Below are 24843 nucleotides of genomic sequence, written 5' to 3'. Positions count from 1 at the left end.
GTAACCGCGCGGGCAATGCCCGTGGAACGGGCCGCTCCTCCGCTGACGGACCGTGGCGTAGTTCTTGCATTCGCAGGGCGACAAGCCACAACGGGAACCGGTCCGGTCGCCGACGTCCCCGGACGACCCTGGAGCCCCGTTCGGTGGAACGGATTTTGCTTTCTGAGCCCCGGAATCTTCAGGGTGAAGCCACCAAGAGAGGAACCATGTCGAGACGACTCAACCACAACACCCGGCGCCGCGCCAGCAGGAACCGACAGCGGCGGCGGAAGCTCGACCTCGGGACCGACGTTGAGACCTCGTACTTCTTCATGCTTAACTGCCTGCTTCACTCGAGGGTCAACACCGGCATCGAGTCGAACTCCGAGTTCTACGACGAGGACGTCAACGTCTACCTCGCCCATCTCCTGAACTCACACATCGACCCGAAGCATATCGAGCGCGTTTCGGAGCACGTCGCCACAGACGAAGCGCACCTTCATCAGCTTCTCGAGGAGGCGCACGACGACCGCGACCGGTACACGATCTACAGGGCGACGGCCGATTACCTTCTCATGGGCACCAGCGTCTTCGACATCTTCGAGGACCGGCACCACGCGCACCACCCGGCCCTCGTGATCTCCAAGGCGTTCTATGTGCGCAGGGCCTCGGTCTATTACGGCCTCGCGTCATCCTATGCCACGAAGCTCAACCGCGGACGCTGCGCCATCGCCGCCACGCTCGCCAAACTCTCCGAGGGCATCGAGAGCTACGTCCGCATCCTGTCCTACATGCGTGGAGAGTACCTCGACTTCATCAGACGGTACTCCCCGGGCGAGCTCTTCCATCTCGAGCGGTCGATCGAGCAGATCGAGCGGGACCTCGAGATCGAGAAGATGCGCGATGAGTTCCTCGACACGTACAACGAGTGGCGCCGGACCGGCGTCCCCGAGCTCCGCGACAAGCTCATGGAGAAGGCGGAGCGTCTCCGCCGGTACGATCCGTCCTTCGAGTTCAATCCCCCCTCGTAGGCGCTCTCGAAGAGCAGATTGGGAGCGCAGCGGGAAAGAGAAGACCCTCCCTTCGTCGGGGAGGGTCTTCTGTCGTCCGGCCGGCAGGGGCGTGCCGCGTGCCCCTCAGTTCGCCGGGATGATGAGCTTCTGCCCCACGGCGATCCGGTTCGGGTCGCTGATCCCGTTCGCCTGAACGATCGACTGCACCGTCACGCCGTACTGGGAGGCGATCGTCGCCAGCGTCTCGCCGCGCTGCACCGTATGCTCGTAGCCCTCGGCCACCGACGAGCGGATCGCCTCGATCTCCTCGCGGAGCGCCTCGTTCTCGCGCGTCACCTCCTCGAGAACGATCTCGAGCCGTTCCAGCTGCTCGCGGCGGTCCTCCTGACGGGCCTGGTCGACGTCCCGGATGCGGTCCTCCAGCTCGATGCCGATCTGCTCAAGACCTGCGCGGATCGACTCGAGGCCCCTCGAGAAATCCGATTCCATCTCGCCCATCTGGGTCGAGAGGCGATCGATCTCGAAGCGGAGCGCCCCGACCTCCTCCTCGAGCGCTCCGACCCTGCCCTCGAGGGAGAGGACCTTCTCGGAGAGGCCGGCCTGCCGCCTCTCGAACTCGTCCTGCGCCTCCCACACATCCTGCTTCACCGCCAGCCCACCGGTACCGCAGCCGGCGAGCACCGCGGTCAGCACAAACGCCACCGCGAGGAGACAGAACCTGGACGGACGTCGAGTGGTGGGCTCGGTTCTGCGCATGGTAACCTCCCGCTCGAGCGTCGTTCGAGGCTACTGGGAGATGTTGAAGTGCGCCCGGCGGTTCTTCGCCCAGGCCTCCTCAGTGCTCCTCGGATCGATCGGACGCTCCTCGCCGTAGCTGACGGTGGTGATGCGGCCGGCGTCGACGCCGAGGCCAACAAGGTAGCGGCGCGCAGCGAGCGCCCGCTGCTCGCCCAGCGCCATATTGTACTCGTTCGTGCCCCGCTCGTCGCAGTGTCCCTCGATCAGCAGATACGTACCCTCGTGGTCCTGCATCCAGCCGGAAATACGCTCCAGCGTCGGCTTGTCGACGTCGCGGATGACGTACCGGTCGAACTCGAAGTGGATGTTCTGGAACTCGGGATTCGTCGGCTCGACGTAGACGATGTCATCGGGCGTCTCCGAGAGAGGAATGTCCTCACCGGTCAGCGCCGAGGTATCGTCCTCCGTCTCCCCCATGTCCGTCACGTCCGTCTCCACCTCAGGCTTCGACCCACATCCCGCCATCGTCAGCACCAGCGCCGCCGCAAGAGCGGCCACAACAAGAACTCCAAAGAACCTCCGCATCGCTCTCCTCCTTAAGAGGGCTCTCAGGTCCCCTTACTCAAGCCTGCCCGACCACGCCGGACTCGAATAGTCACTCGTTCCACTCGTGAGCTTCACCGGTTCAAGATCATAGATGTCGATCATGTAGAGATCCGCGCTCCCGCCGGACGTCATGCTGTAGACGACATGCCGCCCGTCCGGACCCCACGACGGGTCCTCCTTGTGCCCGGGGCCCGCCGTGATCCTGACGACCTCCTTGGTCTCAACGTCGACCGTGCAGATCTGGAACACCCCCTCCACCCTCGACGTGTACGCTACGAGGTCGCCCTTCGGCGACCAGTCGGGCGACGTGTTGTACGAACCACGATACGTCAGGCGGTCGGGACTGCCGCCGTTGGCGCTCATCGTGTAGAGCTGCGGCGTTCCCGCCCGGTCCGAAACGAACACGATGCGTCTCCCGTCGGGCGACCACCGCGGGGACGACTCGGTACTCCGGCCGAAGGTCAGACGCCTCGGGCTCGTTCCGTCGGCACGGACCCGGTAGATCTCGGTGTTGCCGTCTCGCGACAGCGAGAGGGCGATCTCATCTCCGTCGGGCGAGACCGCCGGGAAGGCGTTGAGCCCCGGGAACGACGTCACGACATCGAGCGCGCCGCTCGACACGTCCGCGCGATAGGTCTCCTGCCGCTTGCCGCGAAACCGCGTGCAGATGACGGCCTCCCCCCCGGGGAACCAGTCCGGGTAGATAGACAGTGTTCCGTCGCGCGTCACTCGCCGCTGGTTGGCGCCGTCGTAGTCCATCACGTAGATCACCTTCGTCCCCGTCTCGTTGGATACGTAGGCGATCTGCGTCGACGCCACGCCCGGCTCTCCGGTCAGCTGGCGGACGATGTCGTCCGAGAGTCTGTGGACGGCCCGACGCCACCGATCCGGCTCCCCCGTATAGCGGCGGCCGAAGATAGGCTGTCCCCGGGCGAGATCGTAGACCGACGCCTCGACCCGGAACTCTGTGAGTCCGACGTCGATGCTCCCCTTGACGAGAACCTCGGCACCGATCGCTACCCACTCCGGAAAGTCGATGTCGCCCGTGGCGCGGTCGTCGCTCTCGACATCGTCGACGAACTCAGTGTTCTCGACGAGGCTGAAGTAGCCGGAGTTCGCCAGGTCGAAGCCGAGGACGTCCCGGACCCCTGCCGGGTCGATGCCGCCCCGCCCCTCTCCCGTGAACAGCGGGAGCGCGATGACGACCTTCTCGCCGAATCCCTTCTGGACGCTCAGTCTGACCTCGGGGGCCCAGAGGGCCGCCGGGGTGAGAAGGAGGAGCAGCGCCGCTGCGAGAGAGGTCCTTGCCGCGCCTCGTGTCGTGCGTCCTCCGAATGCGTTGGTCACGCGTTCTTCCTTTCGCAGTCCACGGTCCGTCGCGGGCACGGTTCTAGTTGTTCCTTGTGACCGCGAAGTCGATCGTCACGTCGAGATGATCCTCGCGGTAGTCGTCCGGAAGCGGAGGGAAAGGCGTTGATGCCTGGACGGCCCTGGCCGCCGACTGATCGAGCGTCGCTCTTCCGGACGAGCGTCGCACGGTGACGGGACCGACGGTCCCGTCCCGGCGTATCCTGAAAGATACCACAGCCTTGAGCTCTCGCTCCCCGAAAAGAAGACCCCCCGGCTGCCTCCAGTTCGACTTCACCTTCCCCTGCACGATCGACAGGTACCAGGCATACGGGAAACGCGAGGCCGAGACGGTGGTGCTCGCCGTAGGCGTCTGCTCCGGCACGGGCTCCTCGGCAGATGCAGCTGCAGGCTCCCTCTCCTCGTCGTCGCCGAGCCGGTCGGCCAGTCGTTCGGCCAGGCTCCGCTCCTGCCGCGGCGGAGGCGTCGTGACGATGCGCCGCGACCGCCGTACCGGCTCCTCCGGGATCTCCGGCTCCTCGGACGGGGCCTCCTCCTCGACGACGGGCTCCTCCTCCGGAGGCGGCTCTACCGTCTGCTCGACCGCCGGCGCCGGCGCGGATTCTACGACCTCGACGAGCTCGACCGAGTAAACGTCGTAGGCCGGCTCGGGGGCGCGCGTCAGTCTCGGGGCGAACGGCAGAAGCACCACGAGGACGACGTGCACGATGGCCGATATCACGATAACGCGCGTCATTCCCGCTCCATTGTCGCCCCTCGGTCCCATCGTCCTTCCAGACAAGCCGCCGTCCGAAACCCGTCACTCCCTCGGCTTCGTCGCCATCGCCAGCCTTGTGATGCCCGCCCCCCGGACCGCGTTCAGCACGTCGATCACGCGTCCGTAGACCAGATCGGTGTCCGCCTTGACGAGCACCGGCGTCTCGGGTCGTGCGGCGTGTATGCTGGAGAGTCTGTCCTCGAGCTCCTCGAGCGTCACGCGCTGACCCTCGAGATAGACGCGCTCGTTCTCCGTCACGAGCACCGAGACCACCTCGCTGACGTCGATCCGCTTCGGGTCGGCGCTCGGAAGCGTCACGTCGATGCCCTGTTCGATCATCGGGGCGACGATGATGAAGATGATGAGCAGCGTCATCATGACGTCGACCAGCGACGTCACGTTGATGTCGCTCACAAGTTCTAGATCGAACTGGCGCTTCCGCCGTCTCGGCATACCTTCACCCGCTCCCCGATCAGCTCGATCCGAAGTTCCGTTCCACGACCGAAAGGAACTCCGATGAGAAGTTCTCCATCCGGATGGTCAGATGCCGCACACGGTTCATGAGATAGTTGTAACCGACGAGAGCGGGTATCGCCACCGCGAGGCCGGCGACCGTCGTCGTGAGCGCCGCCGACACGCCGGGTGCCACGCTCGAGATGCTCGCCGAGCCCGTGACCGACATCGCGGCGAAGGCCTTCATGATACCCCACACCGTGCCGAAGAGCCCGACGAACGGGGCGCCGCCCGCGGTGGTCGCCAGCGCGATGAGATTCCGTCTGAGCTCGATGACCTCCTCGGCGATGGCGCGCTCGAGGCTGCGCTCTACACTGTCGATCTCAGCCATCGTCAGCGTCCTCCCCGCTTCCGCTCTCCCGCGCCGCATGAGGAGCGCGAGTTCGTCGAGGCCGCCCTCGAAGACGGAGGCGAACGGCGAAGGGGTGAAGCGCTGGCGGTCCGCGTAGTGGCTGATCATCGCGTCCGGGTCCTCGCGGAACCTCGCAAGAAACTCCTCCGAGCGCCTGAGCGCCCGCTTGAGCGACGCGCCCTTATAGAAGATGACGGCCCAGGAGTAGACCGACACCGCGAAGAGCGCGACGATGATGATCTGCCCGACAAGGCCGGACTGCTGTACGCTGGTGAGGAATCCGGTGTCCACGAACGCTACTCCTCTCCCGTGTTCGATGTATCCGGCTCAGCCGACAGGTACTCGCGGAAGCGCGCTTCGATCCCGCCGAGCGAGTCGGCAAAGGTATCCTCGAGCACCCTGCCGAGGTCGCTCGGGTTCCTCTCGGACGACGAGAGCAGGGCTCGAAGCGCGTCGAGACCCCGCTTCTCCGCGACCCACGCCATGAAAGCGCCGGCGGCCGGCTCCGACCGCGTCGGGTCGACCGCCGCGTACTGCGCCGGATCGACCAGCTGCTCGAGCCGCGGGAGCGACCCGCGCGCCTCGAGGCCCGCGGCCGCGTCGCGGACGGAGAGGCCTCCCCACGTCCCCGACGCGAACACCGCCGTGCCGGTTCTGACGAACGGATTATACACGTTCGTCGGCTGAGCCGCACCAGCCACCTTCGTCACCGCGCGCGTCAGCGCCACGGGCGCCCCCTCGACCCACGCGACGTGCACCGCGTCGGCCCAGGGTGACGCGTGAGCCACCTCGCGATTGTCCGTGATGAGGCGCTTCCGCTCGATTGACGGATAGACATAGCAGGCTATTCGCGGCGTGCTGCGCGCCCCCAGCGCGCTGTCGGACAGGGCGACCGCTCGCGCCAGCGCCGACGTCGCCTGTCGCACTGTCTCCGCGGGCAGCCCGTCGTGGTGGAGCGTCCCGACGCTCGTCTCGGCGCTCTGCCAGTCGCTCAAGGGGTCGTCGAAGGTCCCGGCTCCGCCGCCGCCCCACCACGCCATCAAGAGGACGTAGGCCACGGCGAAGACGAGCACGGTCCTTCGCGCCTTCCCTCTGGGCAGGTCGAAGAGCGGCTCCGCGCCGATCGCCAGCAGGATGAAGAACCATATCGAGAAAAGGTCGATCTGTCGCGCCAGACCCCACAGGAACGAGTGCGCCGTCCCGTCGACGAGGAAGGCCAGGTTCGCGCCCGCCTGCGGGGACCGCGTCAGAGGCAGCAGGACGGCGAAGAGGACCGAGCCGATGCCGACCGGCACCGACGCGTGCGTCACGACCGAGAAGACACGTCGGAAGCTCGCCCTGCCGCCGAAGGCGAGCGCCGTGAGCCTCAGGAACAGCGCCTCGATGCACAGGATGATCGGGACCGCCACCACCGACATGAGGACGGCGGCGGCGACGAACCCCGACTCGATCTCCACCGGGCTGAACCCGGTCCTCAGAGCGGCCGACTCGAGGTACGACTCCATGAAACCGCCCTTGAAGGCGTAGACGGACGACATCATGGACGAGAGGATTACGAAGATGAGCGGCAGGATCCAGTGGGGCCGCTCCATGAGACGCTCGAACGTCCTCCGGGGGAAGACGAGCACGAGCGTGAACGCCGCGAGAGGATTCAGCGGCTGCGCCGCCTGAACATCGTGAGTCTCGTTCATAGCACTCGCTCTGGTCATTGATGGGAGACGACCGGCCCGTCACGTGCGGTTCGAGCACCGGTCAGGCGGGGCAGCGCGTTTCAAGAAACCGTCGGTAGCCGGTTCGGGAGAGGCTACACCCGGTCCGGCGGCCTGTCAAGGAAGGACGCGCGAACCGCGCCGCCGACCGTCGAACGTCGCGATCTCCGTGATCCCGGCCCTTCTCAGGAGCCTGAGCGCGACATCGAAGTCCATGCCGACCTGCCCCGGAGCGTGTGCGTCGGATCCGAGCGTGACGGCCACGCCGGCCTCCACGCAGGCGGCGAGGAAGGCAAGGGTCGGGTACGGTTCGCCGATCCGCTTCCTGATGCCGGAGGTGTTGATCTCGATGGCGACGTCGTTGGCGGCCAGCGCACCCGCCGCAAGCTCGTACCACCGCGTCATCGGCCGTCTCGGGAGGATGCCGTGCTTCTTCACAAGGTCGGGATGCGCCATGAAGTCGAAGCCGCCCTCCTCGACGGCCTCGACGAAGGCCTCGAAGTATCTCGGGAAGACCTCGTCCGGGTCCTTCCCCTTCCAGGAGCTCAGGTAGCGGCTGTCGCTCAGGTCCCACCCGCCCAGCGAGTGGACCGAGCCGATGACGTAATCGAAGCCGAACGGCTCGGCCTCTGCATGGATCTCGTCCATCTGCCCGGGGATGTAGTCCATCTCGATGCCGAGACGCACCGTGAGTTCCTGGGCCGAGGTCTGGATGTCGCGTACGAGATCAACGTAGACCGGCAGATCCTCGGGGGCCATCGTCAGATGCTCGTCGCGCGTTCTGAGGAGTGGCATGTGGTCGGAGAACCCGATCTCGGAGAGACCGAGCGCGCGGGCGGACCGGACGTAATCGACCGGCACGCCGACCGCGTGCCCGCACAGGTGGGTATGAATGTGGTAGTCGACGAGCTTCCCGTAGCTGCGCCCGCTCAATCTTCTGAGGGGCCGCGTCCACGAGAGTCCGCGCTGTCTCACCCTGCGGCCCAGCCTGCGCATCAGTCGCCCTTCTCCCCCGCTTCCTCGTTCTCCACTCGGCGCCCCAGCTCCAGTATCGGAGCCGCCCGCTGCGCAGCGAGGGCCGCCACGTCGCCGACCATGCCCTCCGGACCGACCGCCTCGGCCACTCCCAGATACCGCCGGGCTCTCACGTCGCTCAGCTCGGCGATAACCGCCAATCCTCCATCGCGCGGCTCCGACCGCACCACCGCCAGCGCGTCGTACCCGGCCGCGTCCGCTCCGGTCAGCTCGACGTTCAGCGACCCGGCCGCCGCGAGCTCTCGTGCGAACCGGGCGGCCATCGAGCGTCTCAGAGTGTCCGGAAGCGACGAGTCTGAAGCGACCGACACGCCGACGCGCTCGACCGGTGGAAGCGGTGTCGTCAGCTCGAGCGAACACCGCACGACGCCGACGACGATCGCGATCAGGCTCGCGAAGAGCAGCAGCTTGAGCCCGAGCGGCTGTCCTCTGAACCCGCTTCTCTCGCGTTCCGGCTCACGTTCCGGTGCGTCGTCTCTCTTCAAGCGCCCGAACCTCCGCTCCTCTCGCTCTCACCCCACACGTACGCCACGTGCGAACGCTCGGGCGGCTTCGTCGCCAGGCTCACCAGTACGAAGACGACGAGCGACGAACCGACACCCGGGATGAACCCGTGCACACCCCAGCCGAACCCCGACGTCCGCTCAGCGATCATCCACCCGAGGGCGACCGTGGTCCCGACGACCATCGACGCCGTCGCGCCGGCCCTCGTCGCGCGCTTCCAGTAGACGCCGAGCACCACCGGCCAGAGGCAGGCCGACGCGATGACGGCCCACGAGAACGCGGTGATGACCAGGATGAGCGCGGGCGGGCGGTAAGCTATCACCAGCGCGATGAGACCGGCCACGAGGCTCGCGAGCCGCCCGAACATGACCTCGCGCCGGGCGGCCTTCGGACCGTCCTTCTCGTGGCCGCCGTAGACCTTCCTCCCGACGCGAAGGTCCTCGACGATCGCCCCACTCACGATGATCAGCACCGATGCGAAGGTCGACATGCCGGCCGCCATGACGCCCGCGAGGAAAATGGCGCCTCCCCACGGCGGGAGAACCTGCTCGGTCAGGAGGGGAATGGCCAGGTCCGGGTTCTCGAGCGCGGGCAGCAGGAGGCGACTCATCGCGCCGGTGAGATAGGGAAGGACGGCCATCGCTCCGCCGAGCGTCGCCAGCACGGTGCCGAGTTTGAGGACCCGCGGGTTCTTCATCGAGTAGAAGCGGACGAGGAGCTGCGGCATGCCCCAGACCCCGAGGCTCACGATGAGGGCGAACGAGATGAGGCCGTTCCACCCCCAGACCCCGGGTGTTTCGACGAAGCCGGAGTCGATCGCCGCCAGCCCTTCCGTGGCGATGCTCAGGCCTCCCACGGCGTGGAGTGTCGCGAAGAACAGCAGGAGCAGACCGAAGATCATGATCCAGGCCTGGATGAAGCTCGTCCACACGACGGCCAGGTATCCGCCGATCGAGACGTACACGAGGATGATGAGCCCGGCAACGAGCACGGCGGTCGTGTACTCGATGCCCATGAGTCCTTCCATGATGCGGCCCATCCCGACGAGGACGCTCACGTTGTAGACGATCATGAATGCGAAGATGATGACCGCCGAGAAGACCTCCGCGTCGCGCGCGCCGTAGCGCTTGCCGATGAACCCCGGGATCGTCATCGTGTCGAGGCGCTTGGTGAACTGCCAGAGCCTGCGGCCGAGGATGATCCAGACCAGAGTGCAGCCGATCAGGACGTTCATCGCGCCGACCCACATCGTCGAGAGACCGAAGCGGTATCCAAACGCGCCCCCTCCGACGATGACGACCGAGCTGAAATACGCGGCGACGAACGAGAAGGCCGTCACCCATGGGCCCACCTGCCGCCCGCCGATGTAGAAATCCTCTGCGCTCCGCGTCCGCCTGCCCATCCAGAGCCCCATGACGACAAGGAGCACGAGGTAGAGCGTCATGACGATGCCGTAGACGAGCCCGTTACTCATCGCCGCCCTCCCCGTCGACTCCTCGCGCAGCCCACGCGACCGACAACGCGATGCTCAGCCCTATGACGACGAGGGCCAGGAATGTGAGCCACGGCATGCCGAACGGTCCGTTCATCGTCTCCTCCCGGGCGGCGGTCAGCCCGCCCCGCCTCTCAGAAGAACCTGTAGTACGCTCGGATGTAGGGCGCCCAATCGAAGTCGACGGTCGACACGGCCGTCGAGCCCTCTCCGACGACGGAGATCATCGTCGAGACGCCGAGCGTCAGCCGGTCGCCGTTCCACTGAGCACCCGGACAGGCGTAGAGACGGGTGAAATCAGCGTCCTCGAACCCCATGTAGCCCTTGAACTCGAGAAGCAGCGTCCAGTCCGTCGTCACCGGGTTCTCGATCGAGAGCAGCCCGATACCGAGGTCCGTGCCGTCGACACCGTTCTCCTTCTCGCCGTTCAGCCAGTAGGTTCCGCACCAGTGAACCGTCATGCACCCGGCGGGATGGGTCAGGGCAGCGCCCGCGAGATAGCCGGTCGACCCGTCGGAGAGCGGCGGCGTTCCGTCCGTATCGCCCGTCGGGAAGCGGACACCCGTCAGAAGCGAGAGACGAACGGCCCGGTCCTCGCTCTCGTAGACCCGGAGCTTCGGGTCGACGACGATGTCGCCCAGTCCGGTGTTCGTGTCCTCCACCTGGTCGTTCCTTACGTAGCGGTCGGCGAGAGGAAGCGACGCCCGGATCGTCAGCCAGTCGGTGGCTCCGTAGTAGAGCCTCGGTGTCAGGTCGATGAAGGCGAGCCCGCGCTCCTCGGGCAGGTCGATCCAGCCGCCGTCCCCCGTGCCGTAGAGGGAGTTGTTGTACTCCCTGGTGAAATCCCGCCACAGGAAGTACGTGTCCATCATGAAGGCGCCCGCCGGAAGCGTGTTGGCGCTCGCCCCGACGATCGGGAGCGCCTGAAGCGCACCGGTCGCCCCGAGGACCACGAGGGCCGCGATGACGATGGTCGTTCGTCTCATGCTCTCTCCTGTTCGTTCACGCGGGGCGGGCCGATGCGACCCGTCCCCGCTGTCGGGGGCGCCGGCGCGCCCCTTCCGCCGCCGGTCACGCGTCCTTCTCCGGATCGGGCATCGCGCCCGTGAAGGCGAACGCCTCCAGGGGCATCCGTTCGGGCCGGACCGGCTCCGCCTCCGCCTGCTGTTCTGAGAGAAGGTCGTGTATCGTGTCGGCGTGCTTCCCCACGATCACGAGCGTTATGACGGTCATGTCATCCGGGATGGAGAGGACCGCCCTCGCCTTCTCCTCGTCGTATCCGGCGATCGGGTGCGCCACGAGCCCGAGCTCGGTCGCGCGCAGAATGAGGAAGGCCGTCGCCATCCCTGTGTCGAACAGGTAGTAGTCGCGCCCCCTGACCCTGCAGTCGAGGTCGACCCTGCTCACCACGGCGACGATCATCGAGGCTCGCGTCGCCCAGGCGTTTCCCTCGTTCAGCGACTCCTTCAGCCGTTCGAGCGCGTCGCCCCGGGCGAAAACGTATCGCCACGGCTGCTTGTTGAAGCACGAGGGGGCAAGGCCCGCGCAGCGGGCGAGCTCGTGCACCGTCTCATCGCTGATCTCGACCGGGTCGAGCGAGCGGTAGGCGCGCCGCTCCTCTATACGCTCCCGGACACTCATGCGATCTCCATGCTCTTCAGCAGCCCTGCGACCTGCTCACGACGGGCGGCCTTCGTCGGGCGGTCCCTGGCGGGGACCCGTTGACCGAGAAGGGCGGCCTCGTGCGAGGGCGCCTTCCTTCTGTAGATGATGCCGGTCGCGAGCTTCTCTGTCTCGCGGGCGACCTCGAGAGCCGCGCCGAACGAGTCGGCCGGTTCCTCGAGATCGTAGGTGTTCTCGTTGTAGTGGTCGAACAGGTTGTTGAACGTGACGCACGGCTGCAGGACATCGATGTAGGCGAACCCCTCATGGAGCACGCCCTCGACGATGAGGTCGGCCAGCTGCTCGAGCTTCCCTGAGTAGCCTCTCGCCACGAAGGTCGCGCCCGACTCCAACGCCACGACCAGCGGGTTGAGCGGTTCCTCCACGTTCCCGTGCGGCGTCGACGGACCCTTGAAGCCTCGGGGACTCGTCGGTGCGCGCTGTCCCGTCGTGAGGGCGTAGACGCCGTTGTTGTGGCAGATGACCGTGATGTCGCTGTTCCGCTTCGCGGCGAACACGAAGTGCGCGATCCCCTCGCCGAGCGAGTCGCCGTCCCCGACGAACGAGACGACCTTGAGCTCCGGATTGCCGATCTTGATGCCCTGGGCGGTCGCGAGCGCCCGTCCGTGCAGGGAGTAGAACCCCGACGTCGTGACGTAGTCGAACATCTTCGCGTGCTGTCCGATGCCCGCCGTCATGACAAGCCGTTCCGTCGGAACGCCCCTCCCGGCGAGCTTGTCCACGGCCTGCCCGTACGCCGTCTTGATGCCGAAGTTGCCGCACCCCGGGCACCACGTGATCGTTGCGTCGGTCGTGTACTGCCGGCTCATATGTGGCTCCTTGGTTTCGCTGTCCGGGGGTGTCAGGCAGACGACTTCCCGAGCTCGTCCGCGAGCTCGACGGGATCGAACGGACGGCCGTCGTAGCGCCTGATGACCTTGTCGACCACGAGCCCCGCCTTCTCCTCGAGGAAGCGGGCGAACTGACCTCCGACGCTGGCCTCGACGACGACCGCGTGCTCACCCCGGAACTCTTCGAGCTGCCACGAGGGGAACGGCTCCAGGTAGATCGGCTGGACGACCCGCGCCTCGAGCGAGCCTGCTCGCACGGCCTCGAGAACGGACATCGTCGTCGAGCCGTACGTGAAAATGAGCGGCCCCTTCTCACCGAACCTGTTGACCGTATGAAGCGACCGGACGTGTTCCTCGAGCGCCTCGGTCTTCCGCTGGCGCTTCTCGTGCATCCGGGCGATCATCCCGGCTTCCTCCGTCGTGACACCCCGCTCGTCGTGCTCGTAGCTCGTCCACTTGATCATCTCGCCCGAGGGCGGGAAAAGAAGCGGCGAGACGCCGTTCTTCGTGTCGGCGTAGCGCACGTAGTCGCCGCCCTCGTGCATCACGGGCTCGGCCCACGCGGCGTCGTCGAGGACGATCTCGGCGGTCGCGGTGCACTCCGACAGGTGCTTGTCGGACAACAGGACCGCCGGACTCTGGAAGCGCCACGCAAGATCGAGAAGCTCGGCAGAGAGGCGGAAGGCCTCGGCGACGTCACCGGGCGACGCAACGATGCGCGCGAACTCCCCGTGACCGGCGTGGATCGCGAAGCGCAGATCGCCCTGCTCCGTGTAGGTCGGGACGCCGGTCGCGGGGCCCGAGCGCTGCCCGAGGAAGAAGAGGCAGGGGCTCTCCGACATCCCGGCGAGCGAGAACGCCTCCTCCATCAGGGCGTAGCCGCCGCCGCTCGTTCCGACCATCGCGCGGGCCCCGGCCATCGCACAACCCAGGGCCATGTTCGCGACCGCGATCTCGCTCTCGGGATGGACCGTCACCACGGAGAGGTCCTCGTCGTGCGCCGACAGGAAGTGCAGAAGGGGCGACGCCGGAGTCATCGGATAGGCGATATAGACGTCGAGACCGGCCGCCGCGGCGCCGAGGCAGACGGCCTGCGAGCCTGCGAGGACCGTCCGAGCGCTGCCGTCGCCGTCGAGCTCGAACCGTCCGTTGAGATCGTCGTTGACCGATCCGTAGACGGCCTTCGCGAACGCGACGTTGTTCTCCGAGTCCTTCGAGTAGATGCGGGCGATCGTCTCGGCGAGAGCGCCCTCGTCCTTGCCGAGAGCCGAACAGAGCACGGCGACGGCCGCCACGCCTGAACGGAGCATCGGCCGGGGGTACTCCTCCGCGGCCGAGGTGATCGGAACGCCGATCCCGTCACCCTCCTCGACCTCGTCGCTGTTCCTCACGAGGACGCCGCCCTCCGCGAGGTCGCCCCTGTGCTCGTCGTAGCTCCGGGCATCGAGCGCCACGACGAGATCGGCCCGTCCGTACTGGCTCGAGATCGCATCGGGCGCCGAGGAGACGACCGAGAAGCTGTGCCCGCCCCGGATCAGGCTCTGGTAGTCGTCGAGCTGGAAGGTCTCCCTCCCGAGTCCTGCGATGATCTCGGAGGCCGCGCCGGCGGCGCTCTTGACGCCCTGGCCCGCCTGACCCCCTACGAGAAACGTGAACACGTCGCGTCCTGCCATTGAACCTCCCCTTGTGCACCCCGCCCTGTCTGTCCGTCACACCCTAGAGCACCGGGACCGCTGTTGTCCACACCGGGCACACGTCTTCTCCCCGTGCGGCACACCGTTCATCCACGGGCCTCGGGCGTCTTGTCCACCATCCATCCACAACCGTATGCCTCTGATCCCAACCTGCGCCGTCATGCAGGTCCGTCCTCCGGTGCCGTCAGCGCGGCGGCGATGTCGGCGAGCGTGACCAGATCGAGCGCGTTGTGATGGAAGACCGTGAGCATGTCCGTAGAATCCCCCGTCCTGACGAACCGGTGGTACGCGGCCGGGATCTCGTCGCCCGGGATGTCTCCCGTCCGGCGTCGGCCGCACACGCGCCACTCGAGCGTCTGTAGCCGGCAGTCCGGCAGAACGCCCCGCCACCGGCGGCGCGAGTGATGCAGCAGATCGACGTGGACCGGTTCCTCCGGTGGGTCGAGCCCGTGCAGGGCGAACCGGTCGCGGAGGACCGGGAGATCAAACGACTTTCCGTTGAACGACACGATCATCGATGATCCGGCGAGAAGCCGCAGCCACTCTTCCAGAAGCGCGGGCTCCTCGCGGTAGTCCCTCGCGAACACCTGGCGGAGCGTGACCCGCCCTCCGGAGACCCGCATCGTCCCGAGGAGAAAGACCATGTTGCCCGACAGACCCGTCGTCTCCGTGTCGACGAAGATCGCCTCGTCGGGGCACCGGACGAGCCTGCGGATCTCGTCGTGCAGGTCGTCCCGTCCACGCTCCGCGCTCCTCGCTTCCGAGAGCCGGCGCCCCAGGGCCTCCGCCTCGGCACGCGACGCGAGTTCGTCGAGGCTCCGCTCGACGATGAGTACGCCGTTCTGGAGGCTGCTGCCCCTGAGGCCGTCGAGGTCCCGCGGAGGCTCCTCCCGGGGGTCCTTCCCGGCTCCCTCCCGACGCGCCAGCGAGGCGAGTCTCTCCTTGAACGCGTCACGAGGCCGCATCGTCACCCCTATCGACCCCGGTCGTGTACGATCCGCCCGTCCGAGCCGTCACACCCAGGCCGGGCCCTCCGGGCAATCTCATCGTCCCGTGGTCGATCGTCATGCCGACGAACGGATCCTCCCTGAGTAGGAACCCGCTGTCGAGGTCGGCGTAGTCGACGAGCGGCGAGATGTGGGCGGCCGCCGTCAGGGCAAGCGAGCTCTCCAGCATGCATCCGATCATCGTTCCCAGACCGCGTTCCCGTGCGGTACGGGCCATCCGGACGGCCTCAATGAGCCCTCCGCACTTCATCAGCTTAATGACGATGCCGTCGACGGCACCCGACACTCTCTCCAGCTCGGCGCTCGTCGGGCAGCTCTCGTCGGCATAGACAGGCACACCGGAGCGCTCCCGCACATGGGCGAGCCCCTCGACGTCGTCGGCCGCCACCGGCTGTTCTATGAAGAGCACGCCGATCTCGGAGAGCTCCGCGGCGCGCTCGACGGCCTCCTCGCGCGACCAACCGCAGTTCGCGTCGACGGTGACGTCCGCGCCGGTCTCCTCGCGGATGCGCCGTACGACCTCCGTGCCGGTCGTGGACGAGAGCTTGATCTTGAGGAGTGGGAACCCCGCGACCTCGAGGGCCTTCCGGACCATTTCGTCCGGCTCGTCGAGGCCGATACTGACGGTCGTGGTCGGCGTCCGCGCGGGATCGAGCTCGAAGTACTCGTAGAGTGGAACGCCGAGACGCCTGCCCAGCATGTCGTGTGCCGCGATCTCCAGCGAGGCGCGGGCGGACGGATGGTCGGTGCCGCCGTGCGACGTCAGGAGGGCCATCAGCTCCGATTCGTGCAGACAGTCCTCGACCGCCGGACGCATGTGCTCCAGCCAGTCGATGACGGTGCCCGCATCCTCACCGTAGAAGCGCGAGGGAGCGGCCTCGCCGAGTCCCGTCAGGTCTCCCGACGCAAGCTCGACGACGACGATCTCGCTGGATGCGCTCGTGTTCCGCGCGGTCCTGAAGACGTGTCTCGGCACGACCTCCAGAACGTGGTGGGTCAGCTTCAAGGGACTCCCCCGTGGAGAAGCGCCCCGATTCGGGGCGGTGTCAGTACATCACCGCACGAAGGGGTTCGTGCGGCGCTCGTCGCCGATGGTCGTCGCCGGACCGTGACCCGGAAGCACGACGGTCTCGTCCGGAAGCGACATGAGCCTCTCCCTGATCGACTTCATGAGGACCTCGTAGGCGATCGAGCCCTCGTCGCTCGAACACGGAAGATCGGAACGCCCTATCGACCCCGCGAAGAGCGTGTCGCCCGTCAGAACGAATCCGTCTCCCAGAAGCGCGATCCCGCCGGCGCTGTGGCCCGGCGTGTGAAGCACCGCCAGCTCGTGCCGGCCGAAGCGAACGACGTCCCCGTCCTCGAGAAGCCGGTCGGGCGGGTCGACGTAGATCTCCATACCGAAGAGCGTCGACGCGTTCTTCACGGGGTCGGTCAGCTTCATGGCGTCCAGCGTGTGAACGGCTACCGTCGCGTTGAGCCGCCGCTTGAGGAGGTCGTTCCCGGCCATGTGATCGGGATGCCCGTGTGTGTTGACGATCTCCCGGACCGTCAGGCCGAGTTCCCTGATCCTCCAGGCGATCGCTTCGACGTCCCGGGGCTCGGACGACCCCGGATCGACGACGACGGCCTCCCCCCCGGGCTCACCGACGATGTAGCAGTTGGCCTCGGCGAACCCGAGACACGCGCTTTCTGCTGTGAGGTCCGTTCCGAGCTTGTGTGGCGTCCACCCCACCTGATGCCTCCCTGCGGGCTTGATGTGGTCGCTGCGAGGGGCCGTACGGTACCATGCACAACCACTATAGCGCAGGAGCGGCCCGAGGGCGAGCGACATTATTCGTACACGAAAGAGTTTGACAGCCGGGATGAAGCCCGCTAATCTGATGGTGGAGCGTGAAGCAACCTCGGACACGATGCGCGGCGCGGGTCGCACCTGACCGCTCTGCGCTGTACCGGATTCGGACGACCTCCCGCGGCTTCCTCAGCCGGCACGACCGTGAAGGCCCCGCGGACTCCGGATGAACCAGACACGATATGGGAGTCCCTATGAACGCTCTACTCGTCTTCCCAGAGTTCCCGGACACCTTCTGGAGCATGAAGCACGCGCTCGCGTTGGCCGGGAAGAAGGCGACCGCGCCGCCGCTCGGTCTGGCGACTGTCGCGGCCATGCTGCCCGATGACTGGTCGCTCAGGCTGGTCGATCTCAACATCGAGGACCTGACGGACGCCGACATCGACTGGGCCGACGCCGTGCTCCTGAGCGGCATGGTTATCCAGCGCGACGCGGCCAGGCGGATCATCGACCGCGTGAAGCCCAAGGGCGTCATGACCATCGCGGGCGGTCCCCTCTTCACGACCGAGCCCGAGATGTTCGACGACGTCGACCACCTCGTTCTCAACGAGGGTGAGATCACCCTCCCCCGTTTCCTCGAAGACCTGGCCAACGGCGAGGCGAAGCACCTCTACACGTCGGATGAGTTTCCCGACATCACGGAGTCCCCGGTTCCGAGGTGGGACATCGTGGACGACCGGGCGTACACGAACCGATCGATCCAGTACTCCCGAGGCTGCCCGCACAACTGCGACTTCTGCAGCGTCACCCAGCTCTTCGGACATCGGTGGCGCACGAAGACCCCGCAGCAGGTAATGGCGGAGCTCGACGCCATCTACGACTCCGGGTGGCGCGGCTCGATCAACTTCGTCGACGACAACCTGGCCGGACGTCCCCGCATCCTGAAGGAGGAACTCCTCCCCGCGCTCATCGAGTGGCGCAAGGGGAAGGACCCCCTCACGTTCGGCACACAGATCGGCATCGAGATCGCCGACGACCCCGAGCTGATGGCGATGATGGTCAAGGCGGGATTCGACTCGGTCTTCATCGGCATCGAGACGGTCGACGAGGCCAGCCTCTCCGAGTGCAATAAGCGGCAGAACCAGAATCGCGACCTCCTCGAGGACATTCACCGTATCCAGCGCTCCGGGCTCATGGTCACGGGCGGGTTCATCGTCGGGTTCGACCACGACGAGCCGACCGTCTTCGAACGGATGAGCGACTTCATCCAGCAGAGCGGCATCACAACGGCGATGGTCGGCGTGCTCCAGGCGCCTGCAGGCACGAAGCTGTTCGAGAGGCTCAGGGACGAGGGACGCATTGCCGGCGAGATGAGCGGCGACAATGTCAACGGCCTGACGAACGTCGTCACCCGAATGGACCCCTCCACGCTCCGGAGCGGATACCGCCGTCTGCTGCGCAGGATCTACTCCGCCGACCAGTACTACGCGAGGATCCGCACGTTCATGAGAAACTACCGACCGCCTCGGCGCCGCCCTCCGAGGCTCCGGGGCTGGCACATCCGGGCCTACTTCAACGCGCTCATCAAGCTGGGTTTCGCCCGGCGCGACGGCTGGCGTTACCATGGACTGCTGTGGTGGACGCTGTTCAGACGCCCGCGCGCCTACCCGATCGCGATCACGCTGGCGATCGCCGGGCATCACTTCCAGGTCCTGGCCGAGGGGCTTCCCGAGCAGTAACCCCAAGGATGGACCGAAGCAGAAGGCGCGCCGACTCCTTATCGGGGATCGGCCAGCCTCCCTGCGAGTCGGGGTCCTGCTGCACCGGGGGTCTGAGCACCGGGAGCCCGACGCACGACGGACAGCCGTCCTCGCACGGACACTCCTCGACGAGATCGAGACACCCCGTAAGGAGTTCGTCGAAGCGGCGGTAGCCCTGCTCGACGAACCCGAGACCGCCCTCGTAGCGGTCGTAGAGGAACATCGTCGGAGCCCCGGTGTTGGAGCTTTCGACGATCCCCCCGATGTCCCGTCGGTCGCACATGGCGAAGAGCGGCAGCACGCTGATCGCCATGTTCCGTATGCCGACAAGCCCCTCGACCGGGTTCCTGCCCCGCTCGCGCACCGACGCCATCATCTCCTTCGAGGGAATGAACCAGAGCGCGTGGGTCTCCAGATGGAACGGAGGCAGGTCGAGGTTCGACCAGCCGATCGAGTCCATCTTGTAGAACTGGATCTTCTTGAAGGCGGCCGTCATCCACGTGACGGTCGCGTCCCCGAAGACCAGCCTTCCGTCCGATCGTGCGGTGTGCTCCCGTTCCCCTTCGACGCGGATGGATGACTCGAGGATCGGCTGCGTGTAGTAGTCGACCTCCTTCTTCTCGACGTACGCAATCTTCTGCTCCAGGTCGAGATCGCGCACGAAGTAGGTCTCCCCCTCATGCAGGTAGATGGCCTCGGGGTAGACGAGTTCGAGCGCCGACACGCCGTCGACGACGCCGACCGTCCGGTTCTCGTCGCCGACGTCGACGATGGTGTACGTGTCGTCCGAGATGGTCCGGAGGCTCACCTGGCGCGCCGGATACTCGGTCGATGCCCAGTAGTGGCGTCCGTCGAGCTCGCGGACCTCATGGAACTCCTCCAGGAGCGCGAGGATCGGCTCCGTCAGGTCGCCGAAGAGCTCGGCGTCACGACCGGTCACCGGCAGCTCGAAGGCTGCGCACCGCAGGTGCTTGGCCAGGATGTAGCGGTTCTCCGGGTCGATGACGGCGCTCTCCGGCGACTGGCTGAAGAAGTACTCGCCGTGGCGCATGAGGTACTGGTCGATCGGGTCGTTGTAGCCGACGAGGACGGCCAGCGACTCGTCGGAGGTTCGCCCGGCCCTGCCCGCCTGCTGCCACGAACTCGCGATCGTGCCCGGGAAGCCGACGATGATGGCGGCGTCCAAGCTCCCGACATCGATGCCGAGCTCGAGCGCGTTGGTGCTCGCCACGCCCATCAGCTCTCCACTGAAGAGCTGCCGCTCGATCTCGCGCCGCTCCTCGGGGAGATAGCCTCCCCGGTACGGGCGGATCTTCCGGGCATACTCGGGCTTGGTCCGGGCCAGGGTGTCTTTGGCGTACCGGTAGATGAGCTCGGCGACCACGCGCGCCCGGCCGAAGGCGATCGTCTGGAACCCGGCCGCGATGAGCTCGGCCATGAGCCAGTGCCCCTCGACGTTCGAGCTTCTGCGCTCCATCTCGGCCTCATCGAGGAAGGGCGGATTCCAGAGCACGAAGTACTTCCGCCCCCTGGGACTCCCGTCCGTGTCGACCGTCCTGAACGGAAGGCCCGTCAGACCCTCGGCCAGCTCGCCGGGGTTGGCGATCGTGGCGCTCGAGGCGATGAACTGAGGCTGCGAGCCGTAGTGTTCACAGACGCGCCGGAGCCTCCTGAGGACGTTGGCGACGTTCGAGCCGAAGATGCCGCGGTACGTGTGGATCTCGTCGACCACGACGTACTTCAGGTCCTTGAAGAACCGGTTCCACTTGGCGTGGTACGGGAGGATGGCCGCGTGCAGCATGTCGGGGTTCGAGAGGATGATGTTCCCCTCGTCGCGGAGCTTCCGTCGCGTGTGCCGCGTGGTGTCGCCGTCGTAGGTCCCCGACCGCACTGCTCCTCCGATGCGTGCGTCGAGTTCGCGCAGCCGGAGAAGCCCCCGCTGCTGGTCCTGCGCGAGGGCCTTCGTGGGAAAGAGGTAGAGCGCCTTCGAGGAGGGCTCCTCGAGAAGCGTCTCGATGACCGGGACGTTGTAGCAGAGCGTCTTCCCGGACGCTGTGCCCGTCACGACGACGACGTTCTCCCCCCGCCGCACCGCGTCGATCGACTCGACCTGGTGCGAGTAGAGCCGCTCGATGCCGGCGGCCGACAGGGCGGAGGCGAGCGGCCCGGGCAGCGGCCGTCCAAGCTCACCGTACCGCGCCTCGCGGGCCGGCACGGCCTCGATGTGAGCGATCTGCCCGCGGTAGTACCTGTGATGCCGGAGGGACTCGAGGAACCGGGCTATCTCCACACGCTCACTCCCCGATGATCTTGACGAGCACCCGCTTGCGACGCCCGCCGTCGAACTCGCCGTAGAAGATCTGCTCCCACGGACCGAAGTCGAGCTTCCCCGCCGTCACGGCGACCACCACGCCGCGTCCCATGATCTGCCGCTTGAGATGCGCGTCGGCGTTGTCCTCACCGGTCAGGTTGTGCTGATAGGAGCTGACCGGCTCGTGCGGAGCGAGCCGCTCGAGCCAGCGCTCGTAGTCCTCGTGGAGTCCTTTCTCGTCGTCGTTCACGAAGACCGACGCCGTGATGTGCATGGCGTTCACGAGGACGAGTCCCTCGGTGACGCCGGACTCCTCCAGCGCCTCTTCGACCTGCGGGGTGATGTTGATGAACGCCCGTCGTCCGGGCGTGTTGAACCAGAGTTCCTTGCGGTGCGACGTCATGCTCTCCAGCCTTCCCTGTTCAGGATCCGAGTTCCCCCTCGAGCAGGTTCATCATCAGTTCAGCGTTCGTCGCGGCGTGTCCGGCGTGGCAGTTGTTGAAGAACGCGTAGACCTTCTTCGCCTTCGTCTCGAGGTCGAGGAGCTTCCGCGACCACTCTGAGAGCTCCTCGGTCGAGTAATCGTAGTCGTAGCGGTCGCCCCCGCCCCTGCCCCACCAGTTCTTCGCGTTCCGACCGTGGAGCCGGACGTAGGCGGTGCCGGTCGTCGCCTCGGCCAGCGGCGGGACGAGACCCTTGAGCGACGGCTCGTCGACCGAGCAGTAGCCGATGTCGTGCTCCCGGAGAAACGCGAACGTCGCATCCTCCATCCACGAGTCGTGCCGGAACTCGACGAAGAGCTCGTCCGAGGGGAAGCCGTTGCGGAGCCGCTCGAGGTGCGCGAGGGCGTCGTCGTTCTTTTTGAACCGCCATGGAAACTGCGCCAGAAAGCCGCCGAACTTGCCCGCTTCACGGAAGGGCGCCACCGCTTCGAGAAACGAACGGAAGTGCTCGGGCTCGTCCTCGATCTCGTGCGTCATCCCCTTGTAGAGCTTGACCACGAACTCGAACCCCGGCGGCGTCCGCCGCTCCATGCGTTCGAACATCGAGGCGTCCGGGACGCGGTAGTAGCTCGTGTTGATCTCGACGGTATCGAAGTGCCGGACGTATTCCTCGAGCATGCCGTTGCGCCGCGTGCCCGCAGGGTAGAATGTGCCGACCCAGTCGGCGAAGCTGTAGCCCGACGTGCCGATACGGATCCGTCCCTCGCGGCCGAACCAACGCACGCCGGGCGGGCTCGCGCTCGAGTCCCACGCGCCGTTCCCGTCCGGCAGACCGTTCACCTTCTCGGGACCGCCGAAGAGGTCCCCCTGCATGTCGTTCGTTCTCATGGTCGCTTCCTCGTGTCCTCTCAACGTCCCGTCAGCCGCGCGGCGTCCCCCCGTCGTCGATGTCCTGGAACCTGAGCATGTCGGACGGGCTCGACGAGAGGCCCGGCGGGAGCGGAATGGAGTCGAGGTTGGGCGCCGCGTCGTGCCAGCCGGCCATGATCGACGGAGGCCGGTCCTCCCCCAGGCCCATCCGCATGAAGCGCGGCTCCGAGACACGGTGCTTCGAGTACCACATCTTCGCGTTCCTCGAGATGAGGCGGGCGCGGGTGATGGCCTCCTCCCCGAACTTATCACGGATCGCATCGAGAGCGTTCAGGAGCTTCCGGTGCGAGTCCTCGTCCTTCTGCCGGAAGAGGTCGATCTGCATGACCTCCGGAACGCGCACCAGCCCCGAGCAGTTGACCCCCACGAGCCGGATCGCCTGACCGGGCCGCCAGTGGCGGTGCATGAGATCGCGCGCGACCCGGTAGATGACGCGCTCCTCGTCGGTGTAGAACCTGATCTTCCTCTGACGACCGACCGAGTCGAAATCCGAGAACCTCAGACGCATCGAGATGACGTTCCCCATGTACTCCTTCTTCCGCATGCGCCTGGCCACCTGGTCGCACAGGCGGAGGAGCACTTTCTCGGCCTCCCGGATGTCCCAGGTGTCCTCCGGCAACGTGTGCTCGTGGCCCATCGACCGGACCGGCATTCCCTCGTAGTAGGGCACGACCGGCGTGTCGTCCTGGCCGCACGCCATCAGGTGGAGGATCTCCCCCATGATGCCGAAGCGACGCCGGAGCATGGAGACCGGGAACTCCGAGAGCTCGCCGATGGTCGTGACGCCCATCATACCGAGGGCGACCGCGGTCTTCGTCCCGACGCCCCAGATGTCGGTCACCGGTCGGTCCCCGAAGACCCTCATGAATTCGCCCGGGGAGATGACGGTCATGCCGTCGGGTTTCTGCATCCCTGAGCACATCTTCGCGATGAGCTTGTTCGGGCCGATCCCGATCGAGGCCGTGATGCCGCCGAAGCGCTCGCGTACCCTCCTCTTGATCTCCCGGGCGACCTCGTGCGCGTTCTCCCAGGTGCACTCGGTCCCGGTCATCTCGACGAACGCCTCGTCTATCGAGTACGGCTCGACGACGGTCGAGTACGACTTGTAGATGCGGAGGAGCTCGAGCGAGACGTAGATGTACTGCCCCGGGTTCCCCTCGACGGCGACGACGTGCGGGCAGCGCCGGAACGCTTCCGCCGTCGGCATCGCCGAGTGGATCCCGTACTCGCGCGCCTCGTACGACGCCGCCGCCACGACGCTCCTGGTGGTCGGCTTGCCGCTGACGATGACCGGCAAACCCTTGAGCTTCGGGCGGCACATCACCTCGACCGAGGCGAAGAACGCGTCCATGTCGATGTGGAAGACGAGGCGCTCGTCGCGCGACGAGCCGACGCGCGCCTCCTTTCTGTGGCGTCCCAGCATGGTGGTTCCTCTCGGGAATCGCTCCCGGGCGTCACTTCTCCTTCGATGCCCGTTTCTTCGTCACCCGCCGGGCCTTCGTGCGCCGCGACTTCTTCGCCCGGGGCCGCGGCTGGCAGGTCGGGCAGATGAAGCTCGTCGTGCTGCCGACCTTCAGCTTCTCGACGGCCGTGCCGCACGTGGGGCACGCCTTCCCCTCACGGTACGCAACGAGGAGATCGTCGACCGAGAAGCGGCCGGGGCGGCCGAAGAGATCCCGCTCGTAGAACGCTCCGCCCTTTCTGAGACTCGGTTTCAGACCGTCCCGGATCGCTTTCCACAGGCCGTCGATCTCCTCGTCGGTGAGTGAATCGAGCGTGCGGAGCGGGTGCAGTCCCGCCAGAAAGAGGATGTCGTGCACGTAGGCGTTCCCGATGCCGGCGATGCGCTCCTGATTGAGCAGGAACGACTTGACCCCGCCGCGCCTGCCGCCGACGAGCTCCCGGAACTGCCGCTTCGTGAGGTCGAGCACATCGGGGCCGAGCTTCGCGATGGGCGCGTGGTCTTCGAGCCGGGCCGCGACGTGCGTGTGACCGAACCACCAGAAGTTGACGGCGAGGCTGGTACCGTCATCGAGATGGAACGTGACCCGCCGCTTCTCGGGAAGCTCGTCGGACGGCACAAGAAGAAGGTCGCCTCCCATGCCGAGGTTGATGAAAAGGTACCCCTCCGACATGGACGCGACGATCCACTTCCCGCGGTGCGACACATCCTCGAAACGGGAGCCCTTCAGCCGTCGCGAGAACGTCCGCTTCGAGACGTTCAGGCACTTCGGCTGCAGGACCTCGATGCCGGTGATGGTCCGCCCCGTCAGGTGCTTTCGCATCTCGCTCGCCCTGTTCGCTATCTCGGGAAGTTCAGGCATCCT

At 66.5% G+C, this 24843-nt stretch carries 24 protein-coding genes; 2 read left to right on the top strand and 22 right to left on the bottom strand.

Annotated features, from left to right (window positions below):
- Positions 1–206 precede the first annotated feature (206 nt).
- Positions 207–1010, top strand: a complete 804-nt coding sequence (locus GF405_00905; GenBank protein MBD3366715.1) for a hypothetical protein — start codon at positions 207–209, stop codon at positions 1008–1010.
- 105 nt (positions 1011–1115) lie between these two features.
- Here GF405_00905 and GF405_00900 read toward each other — a convergent pair whose 3' ends face one another.
- From GF405_00900 to GF405_00820, 17 genes are all read right to left on the bottom strand, one after another.
- Complete coding sequence (locus tag GF405_00900; protein ID MBD3366714.1) at positions 1116–1481, bottom strand: LysM peptidoglycan-binding domain-containing protein; 366 nt, start codon at positions 1479–1481, stop codon at positions 1116–1118.
- Between the two features lie 297 nt (positions 1482–1778).
- The gene (locus GF405_00895; GenBank protein ID MBD3366713.1) at positions 1779–2255 is read right to left on the bottom strand and encodes an OmpA family protein; all 477 of its coding nucleotides are present in this window, start codon (positions 2253–2255) and stop codon (positions 1779–1781) included.
- A gap of 93 nt (positions 2256–2348) precedes the next feature.
- The gene (tolB, locus tag GF405_00890) at positions 2349–3722 is read right to left on the bottom strand and encodes a Tol-Pal system beta propeller repeat protein TolB (GenBank protein MBD3366712.1); all 1374 of its coding nucleotides are present in this window, start codon (positions 3720–3722) and stop codon (positions 2349–2351) included.
- Between the two features lie 4 nt (positions 3723–3726).
- The gene (locus tag GF405_00885) at positions 3727–4440 is read right to left on the bottom strand and encodes a TonB family protein (GenBank protein MBD3366711.1); all 714 of its coding nucleotides are present in this window, start codon (positions 4438–4440) and stop codon (positions 3727–3729) included.
- 63 nt (positions 4441–4503) lie between these two features.
- The gene (locus tag GF405_00880) at positions 4504–4914 is read right to left on the bottom strand and encodes a protein TolR (GenBank protein MBD3366710.1); all 411 of its coding nucleotides are present in this window, start codon (positions 4912–4914) and stop codon (positions 4504–4506) included.
- A gap of 19 nt (positions 4915–4933) precedes the next feature.
- Positions 4934–5617: a Tol-Pal system subunit TolQ gene (locus GF405_00875; GenBank protein MBD3366709.1), complete on the bottom strand. Its 684-nt coding sequence runs from the start codon at positions 5615–5617 to the stop codon at positions 4934–4936.
- Positions 5618–5622: 5 nt separating this feature from the next.
- Positions 5623–7035, bottom strand: coding sequence for a hypothetical protein (locus tag GF405_00870; GenBank protein ID MBD3366708.1), 1413 nt, complete (start codon positions 7033–7035; stop codon positions 5623–5625).
- A 117-nt stretch (positions 7036–7152) separates the two neighbouring features.
- Complete coding sequence (locus GF405_00865) at positions 7153–8031, bottom strand: histidinol-phosphatase HisJ family protein (protein ID MBD3366707.1); 879 nt, start codon at positions 8029–8031, stop codon at positions 7153–7155.
- Positions 8031–8555, bottom strand: coding sequence for a hypothetical protein (locus tag GF405_00860; GenBank protein ID MBD3366706.1), 525 nt, complete (start codon positions 8553–8555; stop codon positions 8031–8033). The genes GF405_00865 and GF405_00860 overlap by 1 nt, the downstream gene beginning before the upstream one ends.
- Positions 8552–10048, bottom strand: a complete 1497-nt coding sequence (locus GF405_00855; GenBank protein ID MBD3366705.1) for a sodium/solute symporter — start codon at positions 10046–10048, stop codon at positions 8552–8554. Before GF405_00855 ends, GF405_00860 begins: the two co-directional genes overlap by 4 nt.
- Positions 10049–10200: 152 nt before the next feature.
- Entirely contained in the window at positions 10201–11052 is an 852-nt protein-coding gene (locus GF405_00850; protein ID MBD3366704.1) for a hypothetical protein, read from the bottom strand.
- An 85-nt stretch (positions 11053–11137) separates the two neighbouring features.
- On the bottom strand, positions 11138–11707 hold the full coding sequence (locus GF405_00845) for a nitroreductase (GenBank protein ID MBD3366703.1): 570 nt from the start codon (positions 11705–11707) through the stop codon (positions 11138–11140).
- The gene (locus GF405_00840; GenBank protein ID MBD3366702.1) at positions 11704–12558 is read right to left on the bottom strand and encodes a 2-oxoacid:ferredoxin oxidoreductase subunit beta; all 855 of its coding nucleotides are present in this window, start codon (positions 12556–12558) and stop codon (positions 11704–11706) included. Before GF405_00840 ends, GF405_00845 begins: the two co-directional genes overlap by 4 nt.
- Before the next feature lie 32 nt (positions 12559–12590).
- Positions 12591–14252, bottom strand: coding sequence for a 2-oxoacid:acceptor oxidoreductase subunit alpha (locus GF405_00835; protein MBD3366701.1), 1662 nt, complete (start codon positions 14250–14252; stop codon positions 12591–12593).
- A 179-nt stretch (positions 14253–14431) separates the two neighbouring features.
- Positions 14432–15238: a hypothetical protein gene (locus GF405_00830; protein ID MBD3366700.1), complete on the bottom strand. Its 807-nt coding sequence runs from the start codon at positions 15236–15238 to the stop codon at positions 14432–14434.
- Positions 15225–16286, bottom strand: coding sequence for a dipeptide epimerase (locus GF405_00825; GenBank protein MBD3366699.1), 1062 nt, complete (start codon positions 16284–16286; stop codon positions 15225–15227). Before GF405_00825 ends, GF405_00830 begins: the two co-directional genes overlap by 14 nt.
- A 48-nt stretch (positions 16287–16334) precedes the next feature.
- Complete coding sequence (locus GF405_00820) at positions 16335–17114, bottom strand: MBL fold metallo-hydrolase (GenBank protein MBD3366698.1); 780 nt, start codon at positions 17112–17114, stop codon at positions 16335–16337.
- A 212-nt stretch (positions 17115–17326) separates the two neighbouring features.
- Between GF405_00820 and GF405_00815 the strand changes: the two genes are divergently transcribed.
- Positions 17327–18811, top strand: coding sequence for a DUF4070 domain-containing protein (locus GF405_00815; protein ID MBD3366697.1), 1485 nt, complete (start codon positions 17327–17329; stop codon positions 18809–18811).
- Here GF405_00815 and GF405_00810 read toward each other — a convergent pair.
- The 5 genes from GF405_00810 to GF405_00790 are packed head-to-tail and all read right to left on the bottom strand — an operon-like array spanning position 18750 to position 24840.
- Complete coding sequence (locus tag GF405_00810) at positions 18750–21122, bottom strand: DEAD/DEAH box helicase (protein ID MBD3366696.1); 2373 nt, start codon at positions 21120–21122, stop codon at positions 18750–18752. The genes GF405_00815 and GF405_00810 overlap by 62 nt on opposite strands.
- Before the next feature lie 4 nt (positions 21123–21126).
- Positions 21127–21546: a YjbQ family protein gene (locus GF405_00805; GenBank protein MBD3366695.1), complete on the bottom strand. Its 420-nt coding sequence runs from the start codon at positions 21544–21546 to the stop codon at positions 21127–21129.
- A 19-nt stretch (positions 21547–21565) separates the two neighbouring features.
- The gene (locus tag GF405_00800; GenBank protein ID MBD3366694.1) at positions 21566–22777 is read right to left on the bottom strand and encodes a DUF72 domain-containing protein; all 1212 of its coding nucleotides are present in this window, start codon (positions 22775–22777) and stop codon (positions 21566–21568) included.
- Complete coding sequence (gene dinB / locus GF405_00795) at positions 22506–23939, bottom strand: DNA polymerase IV (GenBank protein ID MBD3366693.1); 1434 nt, start codon at positions 23937–23939, stop codon at positions 22506–22508. The genes GF405_00800 and dinB overlap by 272 nt, the downstream gene beginning before the upstream one ends.
- 31 nt (positions 23940–23970) lie before the next feature.
- Complete coding sequence (locus GF405_00790) at positions 23971–24840, bottom strand: Fpg/Nei family DNA glycosylase (protein MBD3366692.1); 870 nt, start codon at positions 24838–24840, stop codon at positions 23971–23973.
- Between the last annotated feature and the right edge of the window lie 3 nt (positions 24841–24843).

It is taken from the genome of Candidatus Effluviviaceae Genus V sp. (assembly GCA_014728125.1).
In the GTDB taxonomy this organism is placed as follows: Bacteria; Joyebacterota; Joyebacteria; order Joyebacterales; family Joyebacteraceae; genus WJMD01.
This window is presented reverse-complemented; position numbering and strand designations above follow the sequence as displayed.